We start from the raw sequence: 22,701 nt of genomic DNA, 5'->3' as shown, positions 1-22,701 counted from the left end.
CACCGTCGAGGAGGAAACCACATGTTCGGAACCAACCTGCTGGACCGCCGCAGCAAGCCGGAGCGGATCGCGGATGACGCCTGGCACCACCTCGTGTCGGCGATGAACACTGCGGGTGACACGCTCCGCGACACCACCCGCTCCGCCCGGCACACCTCCATGGGGCTGGCCGACGACACCGGGGACCTGGTGGGTTCGGCCGCCGAGGAGGCCCGCCGCCGGGCCACCCGGGCCTTCGACGCCCTGGCCGGTCGCAGCCCCGCCCTGCCGTGGACCTTGCTGATCGGCGCGGCCCTGGTCGGTGCGGCCATCGGCTGGGCCGCCGGAACGGCCGCGCGGGCCGCCGGCAGCCAGGACCGGTCCGTGGACGACATCGAGTTCGTCGATGTCGAGCGCCCGGACTCCCCCGCCACGACCGACCGCTGACCGAGGGCCGCACCTCCCGCCCGCGTCATGGTGACGGGCCCCGCCCGACCGGCCAGGTCGGACGGGGCCCGCTGCGCTGACCGGGTGTGGACGGTCAGCGAGTGGTGCAGGTGATGGTCGTCGGTGGATCGTTGGCCCCGGAGGTGCCGGCCAGGAAACCGGCCGTGGCGGTGGCGCCGGGGGCCAGCGCGCCGTTGTAACCGGCGTCGCGCAGGGACACGGTCGCCCCGGTCTGGGTGTGGGTGCCACCCCAGACCTGGCTGATCCGCTGCCCACTCGGGAAGGTCCAGCTCAGGGTCCAGCCGCTGATCGGGGCCGGGCCGGCGTTGCGTACCACCAACTCGCCCTGCAAACCCCCCGGCCACTGCCCGACCAGGTGGTAGGTGGCCGAGCAGCCGCCCGTCGGCGGCGGGGTGGTCGGGGACGGGGACGGGCTGGTGGGCGTCGGGGACGGGGACGAACCGCTGGGCGACGGCGTCGGGCTGGTCGGGCCCGGGGAAGGGCTCGTCGGGGTCGGGGTGGGATCACCACCGACCCGGTCCGCGACCAGGATTCCCCGCCCGTTGGTGCCGAGGTAGACCCGCCCGTAGATCCGGGGATCGCCGGTGAGGGCGTCACCGGCGTTGCCGTACTGGTGCTGGTCGTCGTTGATGCGTACCCAGGTGGCGCCGGTGTCGTCGGAGCGGTGCACCCCGTGCTGGCCGTCGACCGTGCCGAACAGGTAGAGGGCCGGGTAGGGCCGCCCGGGGGCCGCCCGACCGAAGCCGATGTTGCCCGCGCTGTCGACGCTGGCCGATCTGGTGAAGGTAGCTCCGGAGTCGGTGGACCGCCACAGCCCACCCTGCCCAGCCAGCCACAGTTCGCCCTCCTTACCGGGCAGGGCCTTGAACCGTACGTTTCCGGTGGTGGGCAGCCCGGTCGCGGCGGACGCGGTGAAGCTGACCCCACCGTTGGTGCTCACATAGAACCGGCCGGCACTGAATCCGTAGAACCTGCTCGGGTTCACCCGGTCGGATTCCACGATGGCGTTGGCCGGGATGCCGGTGGAGGCGGTCCATGAGTTTCCGAAGCCGACCGAGTGGACGACCCGCTGCCCCTCGTCCCCGGGGGCCCAGACGAACCGGCTGCCGTCGGCGGCGGCGGCGACCGTGCCACCCCGGTTGACCCCGGCGGGTTCGCTGCCCTGGAACCAGTTCGCTCCGCCGTCGGTGGAGAAGGCGACATGACTGTCGCCCGGCCGGTCGGCGTCGGTGAAGTCGCCGGCGCGGACCATCACCGAGGGGTTGGCCTCGGCGTAGTCGAGGCTGGTGGTGCTGGTGAAGACCGGCTGGGTGAACATCATCGCCGGTACGGAGTCGAGATCGGTGTGCCGGAAACCGCCGATGTCGCCGAGCGCGCTGACCAGGGGTGCGCCCGAGGGCGGGCTGATCAGGTCGAGCACGGCGGTCTCCTCCAGGCCCTTGACCATCGGCCGGATGGTGATGGTGCCGCCGGTGTCCCACCGGGTCAGGTCGGTGCTGCCGTAGATGGTCGCGCCGGTGCCGTACATGAACCGGTCCGAGTCGTGCGGGTCGATCTCGACGGACTCGTTCATCCAGCCCAGCTTCGGTGTCTCCTCCGGCGGCTGGGGGTTGGCCCCGAAGGTCAGCCACGGCACGGAACTGATGTCCATGGTGTACTTCTTGACGCGCTGCGGATAGCTGCCCCAGTCCCAGATCCGGCTCCAGGTGGCGCCCCCGTCGGTGCTGCGCCAGAAGATCGCGTCCGGCCACCAGGAGATCTGGGTGGCCACCATCAGGGTGTTCGGGTTCTGCCGGTCGATGGTCAGTCCGCTGTAGCCGAAGTAGGCGTCGGCGCTGCTCGAGGGCACCGGACTGATCTGGGTCCAGGTGCCGGTGGACCGGGTGAACTTCCAGACGTCACCCTTGCCGCCGTCGTACGGCCCGCCGGTGTCGCTGGTGGCGATGTAGAGGTGGCCGCCGACATGATCGACCACTCCCTTGTGGGCCAGGTATCCGGTGGGCTGCCCCGGGATCCGCTCCCAGGTGCTGCCACCGTTCGTGCTGCGATAGACCGGGTTCTGCTTGTCGGCGACCCCGACGTAGATGGTCTGGGTGAGGTTGCCGGCCGTACCGGTGGACTTGTCGAAGCTGACCCAGGTCAGGCCCTGGTTCTGGGACTGGTAGCCGCTGCTGTCGTTCGGGTCGGCGACATAGTTGCCGACATTGGGGAAGCCGGTCACCTTGGCGAAGGTGGCGCCGTGGTCGGTGCTGCGCCACAGGCCGTTGCCGCCCTCGGCGGCGTAGTAGACGACACTGTTGCGGTTGGGGTCCACGGCCAGCCGCTCCCCCATGCCCCGGCCGGGCATGTTGCCGCCATTCTTGAACGGCAGCTCGAACGCCTGCCAGGTGTCGCCCTTGTCCGTGGAGCGCAGGATCGCGCCGTTGTTCGGGTCCCAGTCGTTGGTGTACATCCCCACCGCGGCGTACACCCGGTTGGTCTGCACCGGGTCGGTGGCCAGGCTGACCACCCCGTTCCAGCCCCAGCGGTCCTCGCCCACCCAGTCCAGCAACGGGATCCAGGATTGGGAGGACTGATCCCACCGGTACGCCCCGCCGATGTCCGTCCGGGCGTAGATCAGGTTCCGCTCGGTGGGGTTGAAGATGATGCCGGGTACGAAGCCGCCGCCGTCGATCCGGACGTTGCGCCAGTCGTACGCCTCCGTGGCGGCCTTTTCGACCGGAGCCGAGGAGGCGGCAAGCGGCAACGCCACCACCGCCGTGACGGCGACCAGGGCGGCCACCACCGCACTGACGAAACTTCTCCGCATCTGGGTTCCTCTCGGGGGCAGACACCCCACACACCCCGTGTCGGGGTCAGGCTGGACGCACAGGGAAAACCCGTCGGAGCTGCCCTGGCTCCGGCACCGGCGCGACGGCTCCCGCACCCGAGGAATGCCTCAGCCTAACCCGTCATCGAGATCAATGGAAGCGCTCCCACGCAGATCTCCTCCCACCCGGGCGAGCCCCCCTCACCCACCCCACCACCAGGCTGACCCACGAACACGGCCCATCCCACCCACCTTGATCGACCCAGGAGGCGGGAGGGGTGCGGCCGGGTCGGTGAGGGGAGGAGTTGAGTGATGGGGAGTGTTTCGGAGGTTCAGCGCAGGGATCAGGAGATTCGAGCTGCGGTGCTCGACGAGTTGGGCTGGGAGCCTCGGGTGCAGCCGCAGGAGATCGAGGTGAGCGTGGTCGAGGGGGTGGTGACCCTGACCGGTCGGGTGGACAGCTACGCCGAGAAGTGGGCGGCGGAACGGGCGGCCCACCGGGTGGCCCAGGTGCGGGCGGTCGCCAACGACGTGGCCGTACGGCTGGTCACCGGGGCGGAGCCCGCCGATCCGGAGATCGCCAGGGCGGTCCAGCACGCCCTGCAGTGGCACGCCTTCGTACCGGTCGAGCAGCTGGATCTGACGGTCTCGCAGGGCTGGGTCACCCTGCACGGCGAGGTCGAATGGGAGTACCAGCGGCGGGCCGCGCAGGAGTCGGTCGAACGGCTCGACGGCGTACGGGGGGTCAGCAATGGCATCAGGGTGCGGCAGGCAGCGCTGCCCTGACCACCCCGGCCGGGTGACCCGCCCTCACCCGGCCGGGTAGCAGCCTGGCAGTCATGACCGATCAGCTGACCACCCCATTGCAGGTCACTGCGCGGCTCCGCACCCCCGTCACGGAACGCGATCACGTCCGAGGGCCGATGGACGCGCCGGTGACCATCGTCGAGTACGGCGACTACCAGTGCCCCTACTGCGGCCAGGCGCACGCCAACCTGCGCGAGCTGCTCCGGCAACGGTCCGACACCGTCCGCCTGGTCTACCGGCACTTCCCCATCGCGAACATGCACCCGTACGCCGAGATGGCCGCCGAGGCGGCCGAGGGCGCCGGGCGACGGGGGCGGTTCTGGGAGCTGCACGACTGGCTCTACGAGCACCAGGAGGAGTTGGACCCGGTGCACCTGATGCTCGGTGTGGAGCAGCTAGGGCTGCCCGTGGCCGAGGTGGAGGCGGAGACCGGACGGCAGGTCGGCGGCGACCGGATCCGGCGCGACTTCGTCGGCGGCATCCGCAGCGGGGTGGAGGCCACCCCCACCCTGTTCGTCAACGGCACCCGGCATGACGGGGACTTCGACCTGGCCACCCTGCTGACCACGGTCGACGCCGCCGGCGACTGACCGGCCGTCCCGCCGCCCGCCCGCGAACCCGCACCGGATCTCTAGATGAGGTGCAGTTCGCGGGCGCGGCGGACAGCGTCGCGGCGGCGGGTGGCGTCGAGTTTGCGGTAGATGTTGCGTACGTGGGTCTTGACGGTGTTCACCGACACCGACAGTTCGGCAGCTATCTCCACATTGGACAGGATGCTCTGCAGGTAGCGCAGGATGGTCAGCTCCCGCTCGGTCAGGGGCTCGTCCAGAGCCGCCGCCACGGAGGTACCCGAGGTGGTCGATTCCGCCGGGGTGTCCACCGCTCGGACCAGGTCGCTGACCATCGGCCAGTGCGCCGTACCGGCGTCCAGGTGAGCGGCCAGCAGGTCCCGCAGGCCCGGCTCGGCCCGCAGGAAGGACCGACGGTGACCGTCGGGGGCGGCCAGGTCGAGGGCCTGTTCCAGAATGCGCCCCGCCCGGCGGTGGTCGCCCTCGGTGGCCGCCAGCACCGCGTCCAGCAGCGCGGCGTCCAGGCGTACCGGCAGGGGCCAGTCGGCTGCCGTCCCGGCCGCCCAGTCCGGCAGCAGCCGGGCGGCGGCGTGCGGGTCACCGGCCCGCAGCTCCACCCGGGCCGCCGCCACCGCCAGCACGGCCGTGGACTCGTCCCGCCCGGGGGTGCTGACCTGCGCCATCGCACCGGCCGCCAGCTCACGGGCGGTGGCCAGGTCACCCCGGGCGGCGTGCAGCTCCAGGTCGGCGGCGAGCAGCCGGGCCGCCAACGGGCCGGTTCGCGGCGACCAGCACTCCCGGGCCGCCACGAGCAGGCGGTGCGCCTGCCCCAGGTCCCCCTCGTCCCGGCTCAGCAGGGACTGGCACCAGGCCGCCACCGCCCCGACCGGGGGGTCGCCGGTGGCCGCCGCGGCCAGGGTGAGGTTCGCCGCCGCCTCCGCCGGCTGGTCCCGGCACAGCGCCACCAACCCCAGGGCCAGGTACGCGTAGCCGCAGTCCAGCGGCGCCGACCAGCCCTGACAGGGGGGCAGGGCGAGGGCGGCACGGGCCATCTCCTCGGCCGCCCGCAGGTTGCCGCGCAGCGCCGCCAGCAGTGCCCCACGGCTGGCACAGACCAGCTCCGGGCGGAGTCGGCCGGCCACCCGGGCCGCCGACAACGCCCCCTCGAACCCCTGCGCCGCCTCGGTCAACTCCCCGGCCTCCAGGGCCAGTCGAGCCAACTCCGCGCCGGCCACCGCCGCCACGTCGGCACTGTCTGCGGTACGCGGCACACCGGCGGCGGGTTCCGGCGCGTCCAGGGCCCTCGGGGAGGCAGTGACGGCGGCACCCGCGTCCTGCGCGCCCGGAACACCCCCCTTGAAGGAACTGGTGGCTAGCAACCGGGTGGCGGCTGTGCGTACGGCTGCGGGGTTGTCGGTCAGCCGGGCCAGGGCGAGGTCTGCGGCGGCGGCCAGCCGGCGGTACCGGGTCCGGCGGGGCTCGGGAAGTCGGCGGGCGGGCTCGGCGGCCAGCCGCAGTCGGGTCTCGGCCGCCTCCCGGTCGCCGTGCAGGGCCCGCTCGACGGCGCAGGCCAGGGCGAGTTCCGGATCCCGGGTCACCGCCTCCGGCGGGGGTGCCGGGGGCGGCGGTCCGGACCGGTCCCCCCGGCCCGCCGGGACTAGTTCCGGCCATCGGGTGACGAACACGTCGACCGCGGTGATCCAGTCCTGCGCGGCCAGGGCGTGCCGCAGGGCCTCGGCCGGTCGACCGTTGTCGGCGTACCAGCCCTGGGCGCTTAGGTGCAGGTCACGCAGTTCCTCGGCAGGCAGTCGAGCCAACTCGCGGTGCAGCAGGTCGGCCAGGAGGGGATGGCAGCGGTACCACGCCGGGCTGCCCCCGTCGTGGTGCAGCAACCCGGCGTCCTCGGCCAGAGCACTCAGCCGCTCCTCGACGGCCGGGTTCCCGGTCAGCGCGCCGGCCAGCCCGACGCAGACGGTGTCCGCCACCGCGGCCCGGCGCAGCAGCTCCCGGTCCTGCGGGGCCAGCCCGGCGAGCACCTCCTCGCGCAGGTAGCCGGCGATCTCCGGCTGGTCGGCCCCGAGCTGGTCGATCCACCGTTGCGGATCCGACTGCTGGCGCAGGGCCAGGGCGGCGATGCGCAGGGCCGCCGGCCAGCCCTCGGTCCGCTGCCGCAGCCGCCGTACCGCCGCCACCGGCACCGCCGCCCCGTGCGCGGTCAGCAGGTCGGCGATCTCGTCGCCGGTGAAGGCCAACTCCTCCCGGCCGATCTCGGTCAACTCACCGGCCAGCCGTAGTCGCTGCACCGCCAGGGGTGGGCCGTGACGCCCGGCCATCACCAGGCGCAGCCGCTGGTCCGTGTGCCGCAGCAGGAACTCCAGCCCGGTCACCGCCGCCGGATCGGTGACCCGGTGCAGGTCGTCCAGGATCAGCACCACCGGCTGTTCCCGGGCGGCCAGGGCGGCGGCCAGCACCTCCAACTCGTCCGGTCCGGGCGGCCGATCAGGGATCGGGGTCGCCGTCGGGTCCGCCTCGATGCTCGAGCGCAGGGCCGCGGCCAGGTAGGCCCAGAGCCGGTCCGCGTCGTCCCCGGCCTCGACGGAGACCCAGGCCGGTCCTGCCCCACCCGCCTGGGTGACCGCCTGCCGCCACGAGGCCAGCACCGTCGTCTTTCCCCAGCCTGCCGGGGCGCGCAGCAGGGTGACCGGTCGGGCCACGGCCTCGTCCAGCAGCCGGGCCAGCCGGGGGCGCAGCACCACCGGTTCGGGCAGGGCGGCCGGGGACAGCCGGGAGGCCAGCACGGGTGGAGCGCCCGGTACGGCGGTCCGGAGGTTTCTGCGGTCCTGCGCCATCCGGTCCCCCACCCCCACGGCCGTGTGTCCCCTCCCCCTGGGGTCCTGCGGCCGGCGGTTACCCGGCCCCGGGCGGTTCACCCCTTCGGGGGGAGCCGGGTTCACCCCGACCACGGTGAGGGTGGAGATCGGCCGACGGAAGGGGTACCGGTGGGACGGGTGGGAACGGGCTTCGCGGTGCTCGGCGTCCTCGGTACGGCCACCCTGCGGGCCCTGCGCACCGCCCTGGGCCGTCGGCTGCGCGGCCGGACCGGTGCGCCCTCCGGAGGGACCCGGTCCTGGCAGGTGATCGCCATCGCCCGGCCGCCCGAGGAGGTGCTGCCGGCCGGGATCTGGCCGGAGCCGCTGCGTCGGCTGGACGGGGCCGTCCAGGTGGAGCTGCGCGGCCCGCCCGACGGGCGACGCACCGAACTGGCCGCCCGGCCGGTGGCCGACCCCACCGGGCTGGGTGCGCATCTGGTCGCAGACGACCCCCGGCTGGCGGTCCGGCACGCATTGTGGCAGGCCAAGCAGCTGGCCGAGACCGGGGAACTGCCGCCGACCGGCCGCGCGGGCTGAGTGCGGACACGGCGGTAGCGAGCGGTTGACCGGGCGGCCTGGCATCATCGCGGGATGACGGCGGAGCGGGCGTACGACATCGTGTTGTTCGGGGCTACCGGCTTCACCGGCGGGCTGACCGCCGAATACCTCGCCCGACACGCCCCACCCGGGCTGCGGTGGGCGATCGCCGGACGCAACCCGGACAAGCTGGCCGCCGTCCGTGACCGGCTGGCCGGGATCGACCCGGCCCTGGCCACCCTGCCCCTGCTCACCGCCGAGGTCACCGACCCGGGGTCGCTGCGGGCGGTGGCGGAGGCCGCCCGGGTGGTGGCCAGCACGGTAGGGCCGTACATCCGGCACGGGGAGCCGCTGGTGGCCGCCTGCGCCGCCGCCGGCACGGACTACCTGGACATCACCGGGGAACCGGAGTTCGTCGACCTGATGTACGTGCGCCACCACGCCGAGGCGGTACGCACCGGCGCCCGCCTGGTGCACGCCTGCGGGTTCGACTCCATCCCCCATGACCTGGGGGTCTGGTTCACCATCAAGCACCTGCCCGCCGAGGTGCCGATCACCGTGGACGGCTACGTACGCGCCGGTGGCCGGGTCTCCGCCGGCACCTACCACTCCGCGTTGACCGCCTTCTCGCGTACCGCCGAGACCGCCCGGGCGGCCCGCGAACGCCGCGCGGTGGAGCCCCGCCCGACCGGCCGCCAGGTGCGGGCCGTGCCCGGCAAGGTGGCCCGCTCCCGCGACCTGCCGGTCTGGGCGGTACCCCTGCCCACCATCGACCCCCAGGTGGTCCGCCGATCCGCCGCGGCCCGCCCGGAGTACGGCCCGGACTTCCGTTACCGACACTTCGCGGCGGTACGGCGACTGCCGACCGTGCTGGCCGCCGGTGCCGGTCTGGGGGCCCTGACCGCCCTGGTGAAACTGCCGCCGACCCGGCGTTGGCTGCTCGGCCGACTCGCCTCCGGGCAGGGACCCAGCCCGGAGCAGCGGGCCAGGTCGTGGTTCCGGGTCCGGTTCGTCGGTCGCGGCGGCGACCGACGGGTGGTCACCGAGGTGGCCGGCGGAGATCCCGGGTACGACGAGACCGCGAAGATGCTCGCCGAGTCGGCCCTCTGCCTGGCCCTGGACGACCTGCCGCCCACCGCCGGGCAGGTCACCCCGGTAACCGCGATGGGCGACGCCCTGCTGCACCGCCTGACCGCCGCCGGCCTGACCTTCGAGGTCCTTTCGGCGGGTTGACCCTCAAGCAGGTCGAGGGGGCACGATCTGAGGGGTGGACAGTGACCTGCGCAGCATCGGCGAGTTGGCTCGGGCCAGCGGACTGACGGTGAGCGCCCTGCGGTTCTACGACGCCGCCGGGGTGCTGGTGCCCGCCCGGGTCGACCCGGTGACCGGCTACCGCCGCTACACCCACGACCAGGTGGCGCCCGCCCGGCTGGTGGCCGGGCTACGCCGGGCCGGCATGCCGGTGGCCGAGATCGCCGAGGCGGTACGCGCCGAACCGGCCGTGGTGCACCGGCTCCTGGACACCCACCTGCGGCGGCTGGAGCAGGGGTTGGCCGACGCTCGTCGGGAGGTGTCCCGGATCCGGTCCCTGCTGCCGGCCGAGCGGCCCGCCACCCTGACCCGGCTGACCCTGACCGGTGCCGCGCTGGTCGCCGCCATGGACGCCGTGCGGTTCGCGGTCGGCACCGACCCGGCGGTGCCGGGGTTGACCGGGGTGCTGTTCGAGGTGACCGGCACCGGCCTGGAACTGGTGGCCACCGACCGGCACCGGTTGGCGGTGGCGACGGCCGAGGCGGTGGTGCAGGGCCCGCCGGTGCGGACCCTGCTGCCCCTGGCGGCGGTGGAGGCCCTGCGCCGCCTGCTGGACACCCCCTCTCCAAATGGCCCGGAGCAGGGTGAGGTCGAGTTGGTCCTGTCCGCCTCGTCGCTGGTAGCCCAGGTGGCCGAGCAGGAACTGCGCGCCACCGCCCTGCCGGAGGAGTTTCCGGACTACCACGTGCTGCTGCCGCGCTCCGATGCCGCCCGGCGGGTTCCGGTCGACGCGGATTGGCTGGTCGCCGCGTTGCGGGCGGGCGGACCGACCCTCCTGCGGGAGTACGCCGGCCGGTCCTGGCCGGTGACCGTGCTCGGCCTGGGTACCCCGGACCGCCTCCGTCTGCTCGGCCCGGAGGACCTGACCGACGGCGGCGACCTGACCGACGGCGGCGACCGGGTCGGCGCGGACGGCACCGAACTGCGGGTCGGCGTCAACGGCGACTACCTGCTCGATGCGCTGGACGCGGCGGGCGGCCGGCACCTGACCCTGGAGCTCGACAGCCCGCTCACCCCGCTGACCATCCGCCGCCCGGACGACCAGGGCGCCTTCTCCATCCTGATGCCGATCCGCCTGTGAACGCTGACGCCTGATCCGCCTCGCGCTCTGATCCGCCGGTGAGCGCTGGACCGGTGGTGTGGGCGGGTGTGCCGGGCCGGTCGGGCCCGGATGGAGGAGGGTCGGGTGCGGGAGGCAGCACGGTCGGTGTCCGGCGGTAGCATCAGCGGGTCCGCCTGACCTGAAGGTACGGAGCAGCATGCTCGACATGGAGTTGATCCGTAAGGATCGCGACGCGGTGGCGACCGCGCTGGCCAAGCGGCTCGATGCCGCCGAGGTCGACCAGGCGCTGGACGAGATCCAGCACCTAGACCGGGAACGCCGCCGGCTGATCACCGAGATCGACGGGGAGCGGCAGCGTCGCAAGGCCGAGGCCCGGGCGTACGCGCAGGCCAAGCGGGCCGGTGTCGAGCCGCAGGTGACCGACGAGGCCGGGCGCAAGCAGGTCGCCGAGTTGGAGGCCGAGCTCGACGAGGTGCAGTCCCGGCTGCGTACCGTGATGAGCGAGCTGCCCAACCTGCCCGCCGACGACGTGATCTCCGGTGGCAAGGAAGCCAACCGGGTGGTCAAGACCTTCGGTTCCCCGCCGGTCATCGAGAAGCTGCGGGACCATGTCGAGTTGAGCCGGATGCTGGGTCTGGTCGACCACGAGCGTGGGGTCAAGCTGGGCGGGTCGGGCTTCTGGATGTACACCGGGCTGGGCGCCCGGCTGGAGTGGGCGCTGATCAACTGGTTGATCGAGCGCAACATCGAGGCCGGGTACGAGTTCCTGCTCCCCCCGCACCTGCTGCTGGACACGGCCGGTTTCGCCGCCGGCCAGTTCCCCAAGTTCTACGACGACGTCTACCACCTGGACAAGCAGTCCGCCCCGCGTGGACAGTTCCTGCTGCCCACCGCGGAGACCGCGATCCTCGGGGCGTACCAGGACGAGATCCTGGACACCGCGAAGCTGCCGCTGCGGGTGTTCGCGTACACCCCCTGCTACCGGCGGGAAGCCGCCGGGTCCCATTCGGACGAGCGGGGTACGGTCCGCGGCCACCAGTTCAACAAGGTGGAGATCTTCCAATTCACCCTGCCCGAGCAGGCCGAGGCCGCGCTGGAGCAGATGGTCACCCACGCGGAGAGCCTGGTCGAAGGGCTGGGGCTGCACTACCAGCGCAGTCTGCTGGCCGCCGGGGACTCCAGCGCTTCGATGCGCAAGACCCTAGACATCGAGGTGTGGATGCCGAGCACCGGCAAGTACAAGGAGGTCTCCTCGGTCTCCTGGGGCGGTGACTACCAGGCCCGCCGGGCGGCCATCCGCTACCGGGAGCCGGGCGGCAAGCAGACCCGCTTCGTCCACACCCTCAACGGTTCCGCCCTGGCCACCAGCCGGCTGTACCCGGCCATCCTGGAGCAGTTCCAGCAGCCCGACGGCTCAGTCCTGGTCCCCGAGGTCCTCCGCGACCGCCTGGGCACCGACCGCCTGACCCCCCGCTAACCCCTCTCCCTCGCCCTCGCCCTCTTCCCCTCCCCGCGCCCTCGACCTCTGCGGCGATCTTGCACTTTTGGTCGCTGAAACGTCCGCATCTGCCCCCTTTGTCGGGACAGAAAGTGCAAGATCGCGGGGGTCAGGGGGGCGGCGGGGGTGGGTGAGGAGGGTCAGGAGGGTGAGGGTGGTTAGGAGGAGGGCGAGCAGCAGCGTGGGGCCGGCGGTGTCCAGGGTGGTGGCCAGCCAGCGTTGGACCTGCGCTGCCGCGACGATCACCGGGTCGGTGAGGGCGTCTCGGTGGCCGGCGAACAGGCGGGCCTCGTACCAGCCGTACCAGGCGACATAGCCGCCGGCGAGCAGCAGCACCAGGCCGCTGAGTCGGGGCACCCAGGCGCCGGCGCCACGCAGCCGGGCCACCACCTCCCCACGCAGCAGGGCCACGCCGAGGGCGGCCACCGCCACCACCAGACCCATCCCCAGGGCGTACGCCCCGAAGAGGGCCAGCCCGCGCGGCAGCGTCTCGGCCCGCAGGCTGGTCACCACGATGGCCAGGAACGGGGCGATGGCGCAGCCCAGCGAGGCGACCGCGTACGCCATGCCGAACAGCACCATCGACGGCAGCGAACGGGTCAGTCGGGGTGCCCGGGCCAGGCCCCCCGGGGTGGGTAGTCGTCGGCCGGCGAGCAGCCAGCAGCCGAGCAGCACCAGCAGCAGCCCCAGCCCTACGGTGAACCAGGGCAGCCGGGGGTGCAGCCAGCCGGCGAGGGGGGCCAGGGCCAGGCCGAAGGCACCGAACACGACGACGTACCCGAGGGTCAGCGCGGCGGCGGCGGTGAGCGCCCGTCGTACCGCGCCACCGCTGTCGGGAGCCCCGGCCACCAGCAGCGACAGGTACGCCGGCAGCATCGCGAAGCCGCACGGGTTGACCGCCCCGAGCATCCCCGCGGTCAACGCCAGCAGCAGGGTGGCCTCCATCAGCCGGGTCCCCCACGCCGGTACGACGACCTTGGCATCAGGCGGCCAGGGCGGTGACCCGGCGGGTGAGGTCCTCCCCGTCCAGCCAACCCTTGTGGATCACCCGACCCTCCCGATCGATGATCACGAAGATGCTCTGTTCGGTTACCCCGAAGCGCCGCCAGAGCGCACCCTCCCGGTCATCGAGCTGCGGCACCGGCGCCAACTCGAACTCGCTGACGAAGTCGGTCATCGCCCGGTGTTCGCCCAGCCCGGCCACTCCGACGATCGGCACGGTGTCCCGGAACCCCGGGGCGATCTCGGCCACCGTCCAGGCCTGGCTGGCCGGGCGTCGCCGCCGGCCAGCCAGAGGCTGCCGGGCGGCTTTCAGGCCTTGGTCAGTCGCAGGGCCAGCTCCGGGCAGACCTTGACCGCCTTGGAGGCGCCCTCCCGCAGCCAGGTGGGCACGGGGGTGGGTGGGAAGGCCGGGTACCCGTTCTGGTCCAGCCGGATGAAGTCCGGTACCACGTGGGCGCAGAGGCCGTGACCGTCGCAGCGGGACCAGTCCAGGACCAGCTTCTGCGGGTCCGGGTCGGGGGCACCGGGCAGGCCCATCACGCCCTTGACCCGTCGCCCGCAGCCTTCTCCGGTGGTGTGCTTCTTCAGGTCCTCGGCGAAGACCTCCATCGCGGACAGGGCGAACCGGGAGGTGCCGTCCGGGTGGCTGCACGCGCCGCGTCCCTTGACGTCTCCGGCGGCGGCGCGGACGACCTCCACCGGGGCGCTGCCGGAGACCGCCAGGTCGACCGCGCGGGCCAGGTCCGGCAGCCCGCGCTTGCAGGGGCCGCACTGCCCGGCGGACTCCCCGGCCAGATACCGCACCACCTGGGCGGCCTCGCCCAGTGGGCAGGTGTCGTTGGCCAGCGGGACGATGATGCCGGCGCCGAGGGTGCCGCCGACCGCGGCCAGTCCCTTGCGGGAGACCTCGGCCTTGTTCGCCGCCTCCCAGGTGATCCACTTGCCGTGGTAGCCGCCCATCAGGATGCCGGGCCCCTCGGGCACCTCACAGAGTTCGAGGATCTCCCGCAGGGGGGTGCCGGCGGCGCATTCCACCACCGCGTGGCGTTTGGCCGCGCCGGTGATGCTCAGCAGCACCGTGCCGGGCTCGTCGTCCGTGCCGAGGGCCGCGTACTCGTACGGGCCCAGCCGGGCGGCGATGGCCAACTGGGAGTACGTCTCGGCGTTGGACAGCAGGGTGGGCAGGTTGTTGACGCCGGAGTCACTGGACCGCTTCTTCGTACCGGGCGGGATGTGCGGCAGGCCGTTGATCCCGTTGACCAGGGCACCGCCCTCGCCGCTGATGAAGCGGTGCGGCACGGTGACCACACTGGTCGGCACCGGCATCCGGCGCTCCTCCAGCGCCTCCATCAGGGAGTCCCGGCCGATCAGGTCGTCGGCCACGCAGAGCACGATCTCCTCGGCGTCCAGGGCGAAGGCGGCCAGGGCGGCACCGTCGAGGATCAGGTGCGGTGCCCGGGTGAGGATGACCTTGTCCTTCCAGCTGGCCGGCTCGCCCTCGGTGGCGTTGACCACCACCACCGGGGGCAGGTCCTGGCGCTCGCAGGACTCCAGCACCGCCCGCAGCTTCCGGGCGAACGGGAACCCTGCCCCGCCCTTGCCCTTGAGCTGGATGCCCTCGGCCAGCCGCAGCAGGGCCGACGGCTCCATCGGGCTGATCGGGCCGTGCACCATGTCGTGCGCCCGCAGGTCCAGGCGGCCGAACTCGGCGAACCCGGCGGTGAGCCGTGGCTCGCCGATACAGGCGACCGGTGGCACGGTGGTGCGCATCGTCACTTGGCCTCCCCTCGCAGGCCGGCCCAGTAGGCCCCGTCTACCGAGTCCGGGTCGGCCCGGCGGCGACGCCGGCTGTCTCCGGCGGCCCGCTTAGCCCGCCGGGCGGCCAGGTCTACCAGGGTCGGGGTGTCGTCCTCGGCGACCTCCTCCGGGGCGTACCGCGCCGGGGGCCGCCAGTAGTCGGTCTCCGCCTCGGGCCCCTCGTCGTCCGCGCTGTGCCGCCCACCCCCGCTGCGCGGCGCCGCCGAGATCGGCGACCCGGAGATCGGTGAACCGGAGATCGGCGCGGTGGACTCCCAGCGGCGTGGGCTGTCCCAGGGCTCCTCCGGCTCCTCGACGGTCCGCTCGGGGGGTGCCGAGTAGCGGGTACCGGCCTCCACCTCGGAGCGCGAGCGCCGCGACCGGCCGTACCCCTCCTCGTCGCGGTAGCGCCGACCGCCCGGCTCCCGGTCGACCTCCGGCTCCAGGTCCTCGTCGCGGCGGCGGGTCGAGCGGCGGGCCACCGGTTCGTAGTCCTCCTCCCGCCGGGCGGAGCGTCGGCGGCTGGACTCCTCGTCCCGTCGGGACCTACGCGGCGCCGGTTCCAGGTCGTCGTCACGCCGGACTCGGCGCGGGGCCGGCTCCAGGTCCTCCTCCTCGCGCCAGGAGGTACGCCGGGCGGCCGGCTCGAACTCCTCCTCGCGGCGCTCTCGGCCGGGGCGGACCGGTTCGCGCAGGGTGCCCGGCTGCGGGACCACCGGCACGGTGAACCGCTCCGGGTTGTTGCGCCGGATGGTGGGGCTGGCCCAGGTACCGGAGGTGCTCTCCGCCCAACTCGTGTCGCGGCGGGTCCGCTCCCCCTCACCGGCCCGCTTGGTCAGGCTGCCGAGCAGGGTCTTCGGCCGGGTCTCGTCGCTGCCCTTGCCGGTCATCGCCTCGTTCAGGGCGGCGGCCTGGTGTCGCTCCCGGCTGCGCCGCTGAAGGGTCACCGAGAGGCGGACCAGCAGGGCCATCACGACCAGCACCACGCAGAGTCCGTAGCTCAGGCTGACCCAGGTGGCCGGCGGGCGGCCGGCCCCGAGGCCGTGGAAGATGCCGAACGGCCAGGACAGGTACGCCAGGGAGTGCAGGGCCCTCCACACCCACTTGGGACCGATGTCGGCGAACCGGGCCCGGATGATCCCGGTCCACAGCACGCTCACCATGAGCAGCGCGGCGATGGTACCGAGCCCGACGTAGAGGCCCCGCCCACCGACGAAGGGCACGGCCGCGTCCGTCATCCCGGCCCGGCCGGTGGTGATCTTGGTGATGACGTGGAAGCCCAGGCCGGCCACCCCGAGGATGCCGGTGGCCCGGTGCGCGGACTGCAACAGGACCCGGTGCCGGATGAGCAGCACCAGCCGGTCGGTGGAGAGCAGACCCATCATCACCGTGAGGCTCAGCGCGACGAGGGCGATCACCCCGGCGAAGAACTCCGTGAAGAAGAACCCCATCGCGTACGCCTTCTGGCCCGCGCCGGTGAGCATGACCAGCGCCCACAGCGCGGCGAGCCCGGACGCGGACAGCGCCAGGATCTGGCCGCGGGAGGCCACCTGGACCCCTCTACTGCTGCTGCTGGTACGGACGGCAGGCGGCGTCTCGTTCTGCATAGCCCGGGCCATGTGCTCCTCGATCGTCTCGCGGCGGCGTACCACCGGCCGACCCTGTTCCCCACTCCAGTACGCAGTCGGATGCCGGACGGATCAGCCCGCGCCGAAAAAATCTCCACGACTTGTCGAACCACCCCCACGCCTGGCGCGTGTAGACCCCACTCAGACACTGACGCAGGTCCATACGTTGACAGCCCGTGAAATCAACTTGTAATCTTGCTGAAATCTTTCAGCATCGATGCAAGATGCCGGCAACCGCCCACTCCCCCAGGAGCTTCCGATGCACCGACGTCGACTCCGTACGGCGATCGTGGCCCTCGGCGCGATCGCCACCCTGCTCACCCCCACCGTCGTGACGGCACCCCCGGCCGTCGCCGCCCCGAGCGGCGGCAAGAAGGTCATCGCCAACCTGTTCGAGTGGAACTGGCCCTCGGTGGCCGCCGAGTGCACCAGCACCCTCGGCCCGAAGGGCTACGGCTACGTCCAGGTCTCACCCCCGCAGGAGCACGTCCGCGGCAACCAGTGGTGGGTGGCGTACCAGCCGGTCAGCTACCGGATCGAGTCCCGCAAGGGCACCCGCGACCAGTTCCGGTCCATGGTCGCGACCTGCCAGTCGGCCGGCGTCAAGGTGATCGTCGACGCCGTCGTCAACCACATGTCCGGCCAGTCAGGCGGCGGCACCGGCTGGGCCGGGTCGTCGTACCAGCACCACGTCTACCCCGGCATCTACCAGGCGCAGGACTTCCACTACTGCGGTCGCAACGGCAACAACGACATCGTCAACTACAACGACCGGTACGAGGTGCAGAACTGCGAGCTGGTCAACCTGGCCGACCTGAAGACCGGCTCGGACTACGTCCGCTCGCGACTGGCCGCGTACCTCAACGACCTGCTCTCCCTCGGAGTGGACGGCTTCCGGCTGGACGCCAGCAAGCACATGCCCGCCGCCGACATCGCCAACATCCTCAGTCGACTGAACCGCCGCCCGTACATCGTGCAGGAGGTCATCTACGGTGCCGGCGAGCCCATCCGGCCCGAGGAGTACACCGGCAACGGCGACGTGCACGAGTTCCGCTACGGCAAGGACCTGGCCCGGGTCTTCCGATCCGAGCGGTTGGCCTACCTGCACAACTTCGGTGCGGGCTGGGGCCACCTGCCCAGCGGGGTCTCCTCGGTCTTCATCGACAACCACGACACCCAACGCGACGACGGTGGGGTGCTCACCTACCGCGACCGGGGCATCTACGCGCTGGCCAACGCCTTCATGCTGGCCTGGCCGTACGGCTCGCCGACGGTGATGTCCAGCTACACCTACAGCAGCCGCGACGCGGGCCCGCCCTCGGACAGCAACAACAAGACCCGCAACACGGTCTGCTACTCCGGCTGGGAGTGCGAGCACCGCTGGCCGGTCATCGCGAACATGGTCGGCTTCCGCAACGCCACCGAGGGCACCGGGGTCAGCAACTGGTACGACAACGGCTACCAGCACATCGCCTTCAGCCGTACCGGCAAGGGCTTCATCACCATCAACGACGAGGACTTCGCCATCAACGGCCGCTCCTACTACACCGGCCTGCCCGCCGGCCGCTACTGCGACATCATCCACGGCACCTTCTCGGGCGGCACCTGCTCCGGCCCGGTCATCACGGTCGACGCCAACGGCTGGTTCACCGCCAACGTCCCCGCCCACGACGCCCTAGCCATCCACCTCTCCGCCCGCCTCTCCTGACCTCACCCCCCTCCTCCCCCTCCTCGCTTCGCTTCCGTGATCAAGGAGTTGCGTCGGGAACCAGCTCGATCCCGACGCAACTTCTTGAGCAGCTCTGCTCGGAGAGGGGCGGCAGGTGGGTTTGGGGGTGGGGGGTGGATGGCAAGCTGGCGTGGCTGCCACCCGGCGGTTTCGAGACGGTCGAGCTGCGGAACCAGATCATCGTCGAGCGGCTGGTACCACGACGGGGAACTGGGTCGGAAAACCACCAACGGCTGCATCCGGCTGACCCCCGCCGGGCAGCGACTGCTGCTCAAGGAGGTACCCCCGGGAACTCCGGTGGTGGTCGTCGACGCGCTGCCCACCCCACCCCCGACCGGCTGTGGCAGGCTCCCGGGCTCACAGCCGCAGAGCGAAAACGGCGTCGTCGAGGGTGGCGGCCCGGGCGAGTGGCTGGACGCCGTCCTCCCCGGTCAGCCAGAGCCGACAGCCTGTTCGGTCGAACGCCGCCACCACCGGCTGCCCGGCGTAGTGCCAGCCGACGCGGCGCAGCAACTCGGTCGGGTCCGGCAGCGGCGGCGAGGGCGCGGCCTGTGGTGCGGGCACCGGCTGGTCGGGGTCCCGGGGCACGCTGGCGACCAGGTGGCAGTCGAGATACTCGACGCAGCGCGCCACAGCCGCCTCGACACTGGCGCAGAACGGAAACTCGGCCCCGACTGGCGCATCGCGGGCGATGAGCCGCACATCCCACCGCTCCCCCTGGATCTTGCGCGGGTCACCGGCGTCGAGCCGATGGTCGCAGTAGGTCAGCACGGCGGCGAGGTCTAGAGCGTGGGCGAGGCGCAGCAGGTCGGTCAGCGGTGGCGCGTCCGGCACGGCGGCCAGCACGAACAGTCGCGCCCCGGGCAGCCCGGCGGCGAGTTGCTCGACGTACTGGCGCACCGCATCGACGCCGGGCTCATGAACGGTCACGAAGCCGTCGAGCAGATCATGATCGACGGGCCAGTCCGTGTCGAGCCGGGTCAGGTCGGCCGGGCGCACCCCGAAGCTGCTGGCGTAGCGGGCCACCCGCCGGTGTGGGCCGAGCTGATGTATCGGTTTGCCGTTGGGTTGGTGGGCGACCACCGGGGCGGGTTCGCTTCCGTCGGGCCGCCAGGTCTCGTGGCTGACCTGCCGCAGGTCGGTCACGGTCACCGACACGGCCGCCGGAATTCGGCCGCTGTCCCGGCAGGTCGAGCAGCAGCCCACCGAGGGGGCCAGACCGGCACCCGAGCAGTCGGGGCAGTCCGGGTCGGGTGCGGACGTGCCGAGTCGGCAGTTGCAGCGACGCAACCGGCTGCCGGGCCGACAGTCCGGGCAGGGCCGATGCGCTATCGGCTCACCCCACCAGGCCGGGTCGGGCGGTTCGCCGGCCCGCCGCAGGGTCTCCACGACATGCCGGACGACCTGCCCGGTCTCCCGCTCGTGCAGGCTCTCGACGCTGCCGGTCGGTAGCAGCGCGGTGTGCCACCAGCGGCCGTCCCGCCAGATCGCCTGAGCGCCGGGCGCGTCGCCGACCAGCTCCGCGAGCACGGCCCGGCCGAACCGGTCAAGATCCATGATCGGGGGTACGCCGACCGGCGGCACCGCCCGCACCGAGTACAGCGGCGCGTGCCGCCCTCGCTCGTCCAACCCGCACATGGCCGCCCGGAAATCCGTGTCGGCGATCGCCGAGGCCAGGTCCCGGGCGCGCCCGGGTGAATCGAGCGGCACCGGACTGCCCGGCAGCTCGTACCGCAGCTCCCAGCCAACCCCGTCGTAGCTGCGGCGGCGAGCCTCCACCACCAGGTCAAGATGGAGCAGGTCGGCCAGCCCGCAGAGCCGGGACAGCTCGACGGCCGGATCGGGCGGCGACGGTGTGGCGCTGCCCCGGCCGACGAAGATCCACCACGGGTCGTGATCGTGCCGGGCGAGGGCCTCGGCTTCCAGCACCCACCGCTGCCGCTCGGGCAGTTCGGGACGCCACTGCGGCGGCAACCAGAACAGCGTGTCGTCCAGATCCCGCCGTCCCCACCGTGGGCGCAGCCCGCGTACCCCGACAGTGGCGCAGAGCCCACCGACCAGCTCCCCCGCCCGACGGGCCCGCTCCCGACCGGTCGGTGGGTCGAGCCGACCGGGCACCAGCCGCCGCGATGCCGCCGCCCCGGTGTCCAGGTTGACCACGGTCACCACCAGCTCCGCCCGCCGCCGCCCACCACGCCCGCACCGATGACACGGCTCGGCCACACTGCCGTCACCGCCACAGAGCCGACAGTCGGCGTACGCCTCGTCGCGGTATTCGCCGCCGTCCACGATCAGCCGGTCACCACCCCAGGTGCACTGGCAGCGCCGCACCCGAAAACCCAGCCCGCCGCAGTCGTCGCAGTCCACGGTGCTCACGACCGACCGCCCAGCCGTCGCGCGCAGTCACCGTCGTGGTCGGCCCGCAGCAGGCACCTACCGCCGCCGGGCAACAGCAGGTCACAGAAGACCCGATGGCGTACGCCCTGGTCGTCCTCGGCCGAGACGGTGGTCTCCCCCGGGTCGGCCTGCGGCAGCACCCGCGCCCATCGGGCCAGCACCCGCGCCAGTCGCTGCGCCGCCAGCAGATCGCCCGCCTGAACCGGCAGATGCACCACGTACCGCCCGGTCACCGCCACGCTCCCTGGTTCGCGGGCTGCTGCCCCGTCTGGCGGTACACCGGCCGGTGGTTCGCGCCGCCCTGCCGGGCTTTACCCCACTCGGCCTGCCACTGCCGCAACGCCTCCCGGACCCGGGCCGCCTCCCGGTGCGACTGGGCCACCTGCGCGTACGCGGCCTCCAGGTCGTCCGCCACCCGGTCGAGGAACTCGACCACCTCCGCCGGGTCGTAGCCACGCCGACTCAACCGGAACCGCCGATCCCGCACCTGCCACGGCCGAAAGCTCGCCGCCCGGTAACAGGTGCCGACACTCTCGCCCCGCTGCTCGTCGGACCGACTGGTGCTGTTGGTGCGCTCTGCCGTCCGCATGGGGTGCGCTGCGGTGTGCCGGGCGTCGTACCGCTCGGCTCGTCGCCGGAAAGGGTTGCGCATGACAGACCTCGCTCTCGTCAGCGTGGGCGATGAAGACGGCGGGCCCATCGGCCCGCCGCGCACCGACGGACCCGCCACGCACCTGCCACCGCAGCCCTCATCGCAGTACGGCACCAGGGCAGACACGGCCCCTGACCAGCACTTCCACAGTGGCCGCAGGAGAGAGTGAAGCACCGCGAGACTTCAATTGCAATGTTGCAATAGCATCCCGCCATTAGCGATCTTGCTGTAGAAATTTACTGTTCGTGACGTGTCTATTGATTCTGAGACACACGGCAGCTTCAATTGGACACCAGGACGTCGCACCATCCGAACCAGCAGAGGACGGACAGTTGTCACAGTCAGTAGCGGGATCGACGATGCTAAGGCGTCAGATCGGACGCAAGTTCGAATCACTGCGCAAGGCAGCGGGGCTCACGATGGAGCAGGCTGCTGAGCGGTTGGATCGAGCACGGGCCACGTTGCATCGGATCGAAAACGGTGCCGAACACGTCCGCTTCCGCCAGGCTGACGTACAACAGATGCTCGACCTGTACGGCGCCTCCGATGGCGACCGGGAACTACTGCTTGCGCTGACGGCGGCGACGCGTGAGAACAAAAACTGGTGGCACGACTACATCGGCGCCGGCCTGCCACGCTGGTTCCAGCTCTACGTGGGTCTCGAAGCGGCAGCTTCCAGCATCCGCCAGTACGAAGCCGAACTGGTACCTGGCCTGCTGCAGACCCGCGCCTATGCCGAGCAGGTCTTCAAGATGCCGGGCGGTGCGATTGACGCCGCCGACCAGCAAGAGCAGCAGCGCGCTATCCAGCTCCGCGCCGAGCGGCAGACCCTCCTCACGCGCTTCTCCCCACCGCAACTCAGCGTGATAATCAACGAGGCCGTGTTACGCCGCCCGGTGGGCAACGCGGCGATCATGGCTGATCAACTTCACCAGATCGCAAAGGCTGCCGAGCTACCGAACGTGACCGTCCAAGTTCTAGCTTTTTCTGCAGGGCTGCACGCGGGCGCGATGACCGGAGCCTTCTCGCTCCTGGAGTTTCCCCGGGACAATCATGGCCGGGAGGTTGAGCCGCCCGTGGCGTATCTCGATGCCGCGACCGGGGCGATCTACCTCGACAAGCCTCACGAGACGGCTGCCTACAACACGATCTGGGCCGACATGGCGAGCCGCACCCTGAACGAGTCAAGATCTTTGAGTCTGATTCAGCAAGTCGCTAAGGAGTACTCCCGTGTCTGACCTGCTCGGTGCCGTGTGGCGCAAGTCCAGCCGCAGCAATAACGGCGGCAACTGTGTCGAGGTCGCGGACAACCTACCCGGTGCTGTCGGGCTGCGAGACAGCAAGGATCCTGACGGTCCCGTCCTCGCCTTCAATCCGGCGGCGTGGACCGCCTTCGTGACGGGTGTGCAGCGGGACATGTTCGGCAACTGACATCGACGAATCGAGGGCGTCGCCCAGCCGCTGGGCGTCGCCCCTCGCCATTGCTCAGGCCCAGAGTTGGCCCTTGCGGGGCTGCGAACGCTGCTGGACGTCGGATAGTGTTCGTCCGGCCACGGATCGGTGAACATCGTGGTTTGTCGACGGC

General features: G+C 72.0%; 18 protein-coding genes and 1 pseudogene. 10 read left to right on the top strand and 9 right to left on the bottom strand.

Translation table 11 applies throughout. The annotated features are described in order from the left end of the window. The first annotated feature begins 21 nt into the window (after window positions 1-21). Window positions 22-426 (top strand): hypothetical protein, encoded by a 405-nt coding sequence (locus OIE53_RS00860; RefSeq protein WP_327024624.1) that lies wholly within the window; start codon window positions 22-24, stop codon window positions 424-426. Between the two features lie 94 nt (window positions 427-520). Here the strand turns inward: OIE53_RS00860 and OIE53_RS00855 are convergent, their stop codons facing one another. After that, window positions 521-3,256 carry a cellulose binding domain-containing protein gene (locus OIE53_RS00855; RefSeq protein WP_327024623.1) on the bottom strand — a complete coding sequence of 912 codons (2,736 nt, stop codon included), beginning with the start codon at window positions 3,254-3,256 and terminating at the stop codon, window positions 521-523. 312 nt (window positions 3,257-3,568) lie between these two features. Between OIE53_RS00855 and OIE53_RS00850 the strand changes: the two are divergent. Both OIE53_RS00850 and OIE53_RS00845 read left to right on the top strand, forming a co-directional pair. Further along, window positions 3,569-4,030 (top strand): annotated as a pseudogene (locus tag OIE53_RS00850) (BON domain-containing protein); the annotation flags it as partial. Window positions 4,031-4,107: 77 nt separating this feature from the next. After that, window positions 4,108-4,653 (top strand): DsbA family protein, encoded by a 546-nt coding sequence (locus tag OIE53_RS00845; protein ID WP_327027017.1) that lies wholly within the window; start codon window positions 4,108-4,110, stop codon window positions 4,651-4,653. A 41-nt stretch (window positions 4,654-4,694) separates the two neighbouring features. On the opposite strand, the gene OIE53_RS00840 is transcribed toward OIE53_RS00845, so the two are convergent. Continuing rightward, entirely contained in the window at window positions 4,695-7,481 is a 2,787-nt protein-coding gene (locus tag OIE53_RS00840) for a helix-turn-helix transcriptional regulator (RefSeq protein WP_327024622.1), read from the bottom strand. Between the two features lie 159 nt (window positions 7,482-7,640). On the opposite strand from OIE53_RS00840, the gene OIE53_RS00835 reads away from it, so the two are divergent. From OIE53_RS00835 to serS, 4 genes are all read left to right on the top strand, one after another. Beyond that, complete coding sequence (locus OIE53_RS00835; RefSeq protein ID WP_393341668.1) at window positions 7,641-8,039, top strand: hypothetical protein; 399 nt, start codon at window positions 7,641-7,643, stop codon at window positions 8,037-8,039. A gap of 54 nt (window positions 8,040-8,093) precedes the next feature. Beyond that, window positions 8,094-9,272 carry a saccharopine dehydrogenase family protein gene (locus OIE53_RS00830; protein WP_327024620.1) on the top strand — a complete coding sequence of 393 codons (1,179 nt, stop codon included), beginning with the start codon at window positions 8,094-8,096 and terminating at the stop codon, window positions 9,270-9,272. Between the two features lie 34 nt (window positions 9,273-9,306). After that, a complete protein-coding gene (locus tag OIE53_RS00825; RefSeq protein ID WP_327024619.1) occupies window positions 9,307-10,431 on the top strand; it encodes a DNA polymerase III subunit beta family protein in 1,125 nt (374 codons plus the stop codon). Window positions 10,432-10,609: 178 nt separating this feature from the next. Then, a complete protein-coding gene (gene serS / locus OIE53_RS00820; protein WP_327024618.1) occupies window positions 10,610-11,890 on the top strand; it encodes a serine--tRNA ligase in 1,281 nt (426 codons plus the stop codon). Here the strand turns inward: serS and OIE53_RS00815 are convergent. The 4 genes from OIE53_RS00815 to OIE53_RS00800 are packed head-to-tail and all read right to left on the bottom strand — an operon-like array spanning window position 11,828 to window position 16,260. After that, window positions 11,828-12,856 (bottom strand): cytochrome c biogenesis CcdA family protein, encoded by a 1,029-nt coding sequence (locus OIE53_RS00815; protein WP_327024617.1) that lies wholly within the window; start codon window positions 12,854-12,856, stop codon window positions 11,828-11,830. The genes serS and OIE53_RS00815 overlap by 63 nt on opposite strands. A 37-nt stretch (window positions 12,857-12,893) precedes the next feature. Next, window positions 12,894-13,163 (bottom strand): TlpA family protein disulfide reductase, encoded by a 270-nt coding sequence (locus tag OIE53_RS00810; protein ID WP_327024616.1) that lies wholly within the window; start codon window positions 13,161-13,163, stop codon window positions 12,894-12,896. 59 nt (window positions 13,164-13,222) lie between these two features. Further along, entirely contained in the window at window positions 13,223-14,683 is a 1,461-nt protein-coding gene (locus OIE53_RS00805) for an NADH-ubiquinone oxidoreductase-F iron-sulfur binding region domain-containing protein (protein ID WP_327027016.1), read from the bottom strand. Between the two features lie 2 nt (window positions 14,684-14,685). Further along, entirely contained in the window at window positions 14,686-16,260 is a 1,575-nt protein-coding gene (locus OIE53_RS00800; protein ID WP_327024615.1) for a ferric reductase-like transmembrane domain-containing protein, read from the bottom strand. A gap of 337 nt (window positions 16,261-16,597) precedes the next feature. Here OIE53_RS00800 and OIE53_RS00795 point away from each other — a divergent pair, with 337 nt between their 5' ends. Further along, on the top strand, window positions 16,598-18,046 hold the full coding sequence (locus OIE53_RS00795) for an alpha-amylase (protein ID WP_327024614.1): 1,449 nt from the start codon (window positions 16,598-16,600) through the stop codon (window positions 18,044-18,046). A gap of 378 nt (window positions 18,047-18,424) precedes the next feature. Here the strand turns inward: OIE53_RS00795 and OIE53_RS00790 are convergent, their stop codons facing one another. Genes OIE53_RS00790 through OIE53_RS00780 form a run of 3 tightly spaced genes read right to left on the bottom strand, consistent with a single transcriptional unit; the run spans window position 18,425 to window position 21,053 of the window. After that, on the bottom strand, window positions 18,425-20,443 hold the full coding sequence (locus OIE53_RS00790; protein WP_327024613.1) for a hypothetical protein: 2,019 nt from the start codon (window positions 20,441-20,443) through the stop codon (window positions 18,425-18,427). Beyond that, a complete protein-coding gene (locus OIE53_RS00785) occupies window positions 20,440-20,697 on the bottom strand; it encodes a hypothetical protein (RefSeq protein WP_327024612.1) in 258 nt (85 codons plus the stop codon). The genes OIE53_RS00790 and OIE53_RS00785 overlap by 4 nt, the downstream gene beginning before the upstream one ends. Beyond that, on the bottom strand, window positions 20,694-21,053 hold the full coding sequence (locus tag OIE53_RS00780; RefSeq protein WP_327027015.1) for a DivIVA domain-containing protein: 360 nt from the start codon (window positions 21,051-21,053) through the stop codon (window positions 20,694-20,696). The genes OIE53_RS00785 and OIE53_RS00780 overlap by 4 nt, the downstream gene beginning before the upstream one ends. Before the next feature lie 422 nt (window positions 21,054-21,475). Between OIE53_RS00780 and OIE53_RS00775 the strand changes: the two genes are divergently transcribed. Next, window positions 21,476-22,354 carry a helix-turn-helix domain-containing protein gene (locus OIE53_RS00775; RefSeq protein WP_327024611.1) on the top strand — a complete coding sequence of 293 codons (879 nt, stop codon included), beginning with the start codon at window positions 21,476-21,478 and terminating at the stop codon, window positions 22,352-22,354. Beyond that, on the top strand, window positions 22,347-22,547 hold the full coding sequence (locus OIE53_RS00770) for a DUF397 domain-containing protein (RefSeq protein WP_327024610.1): 201 nt from the start codon (window positions 22,347-22,349) through the stop codon (window positions 22,545-22,547). Before OIE53_RS00775 ends, OIE53_RS00770 begins: the two co-directional genes overlap by 8 nt. Window positions 22,548-22,701: the final 154 nt, after the last annotated feature.

The organism is Micromonospora sp. NBC_01739, from assembly GCF_035920385.1.
Lineage (GTDB): Bacteria > Actinomycetota > Actinomycetes > Mycobacteriales > Micromonosporaceae > Micromonospora.
This window is presented reverse-complemented; position numbering and strand designations above follow the sequence as displayed.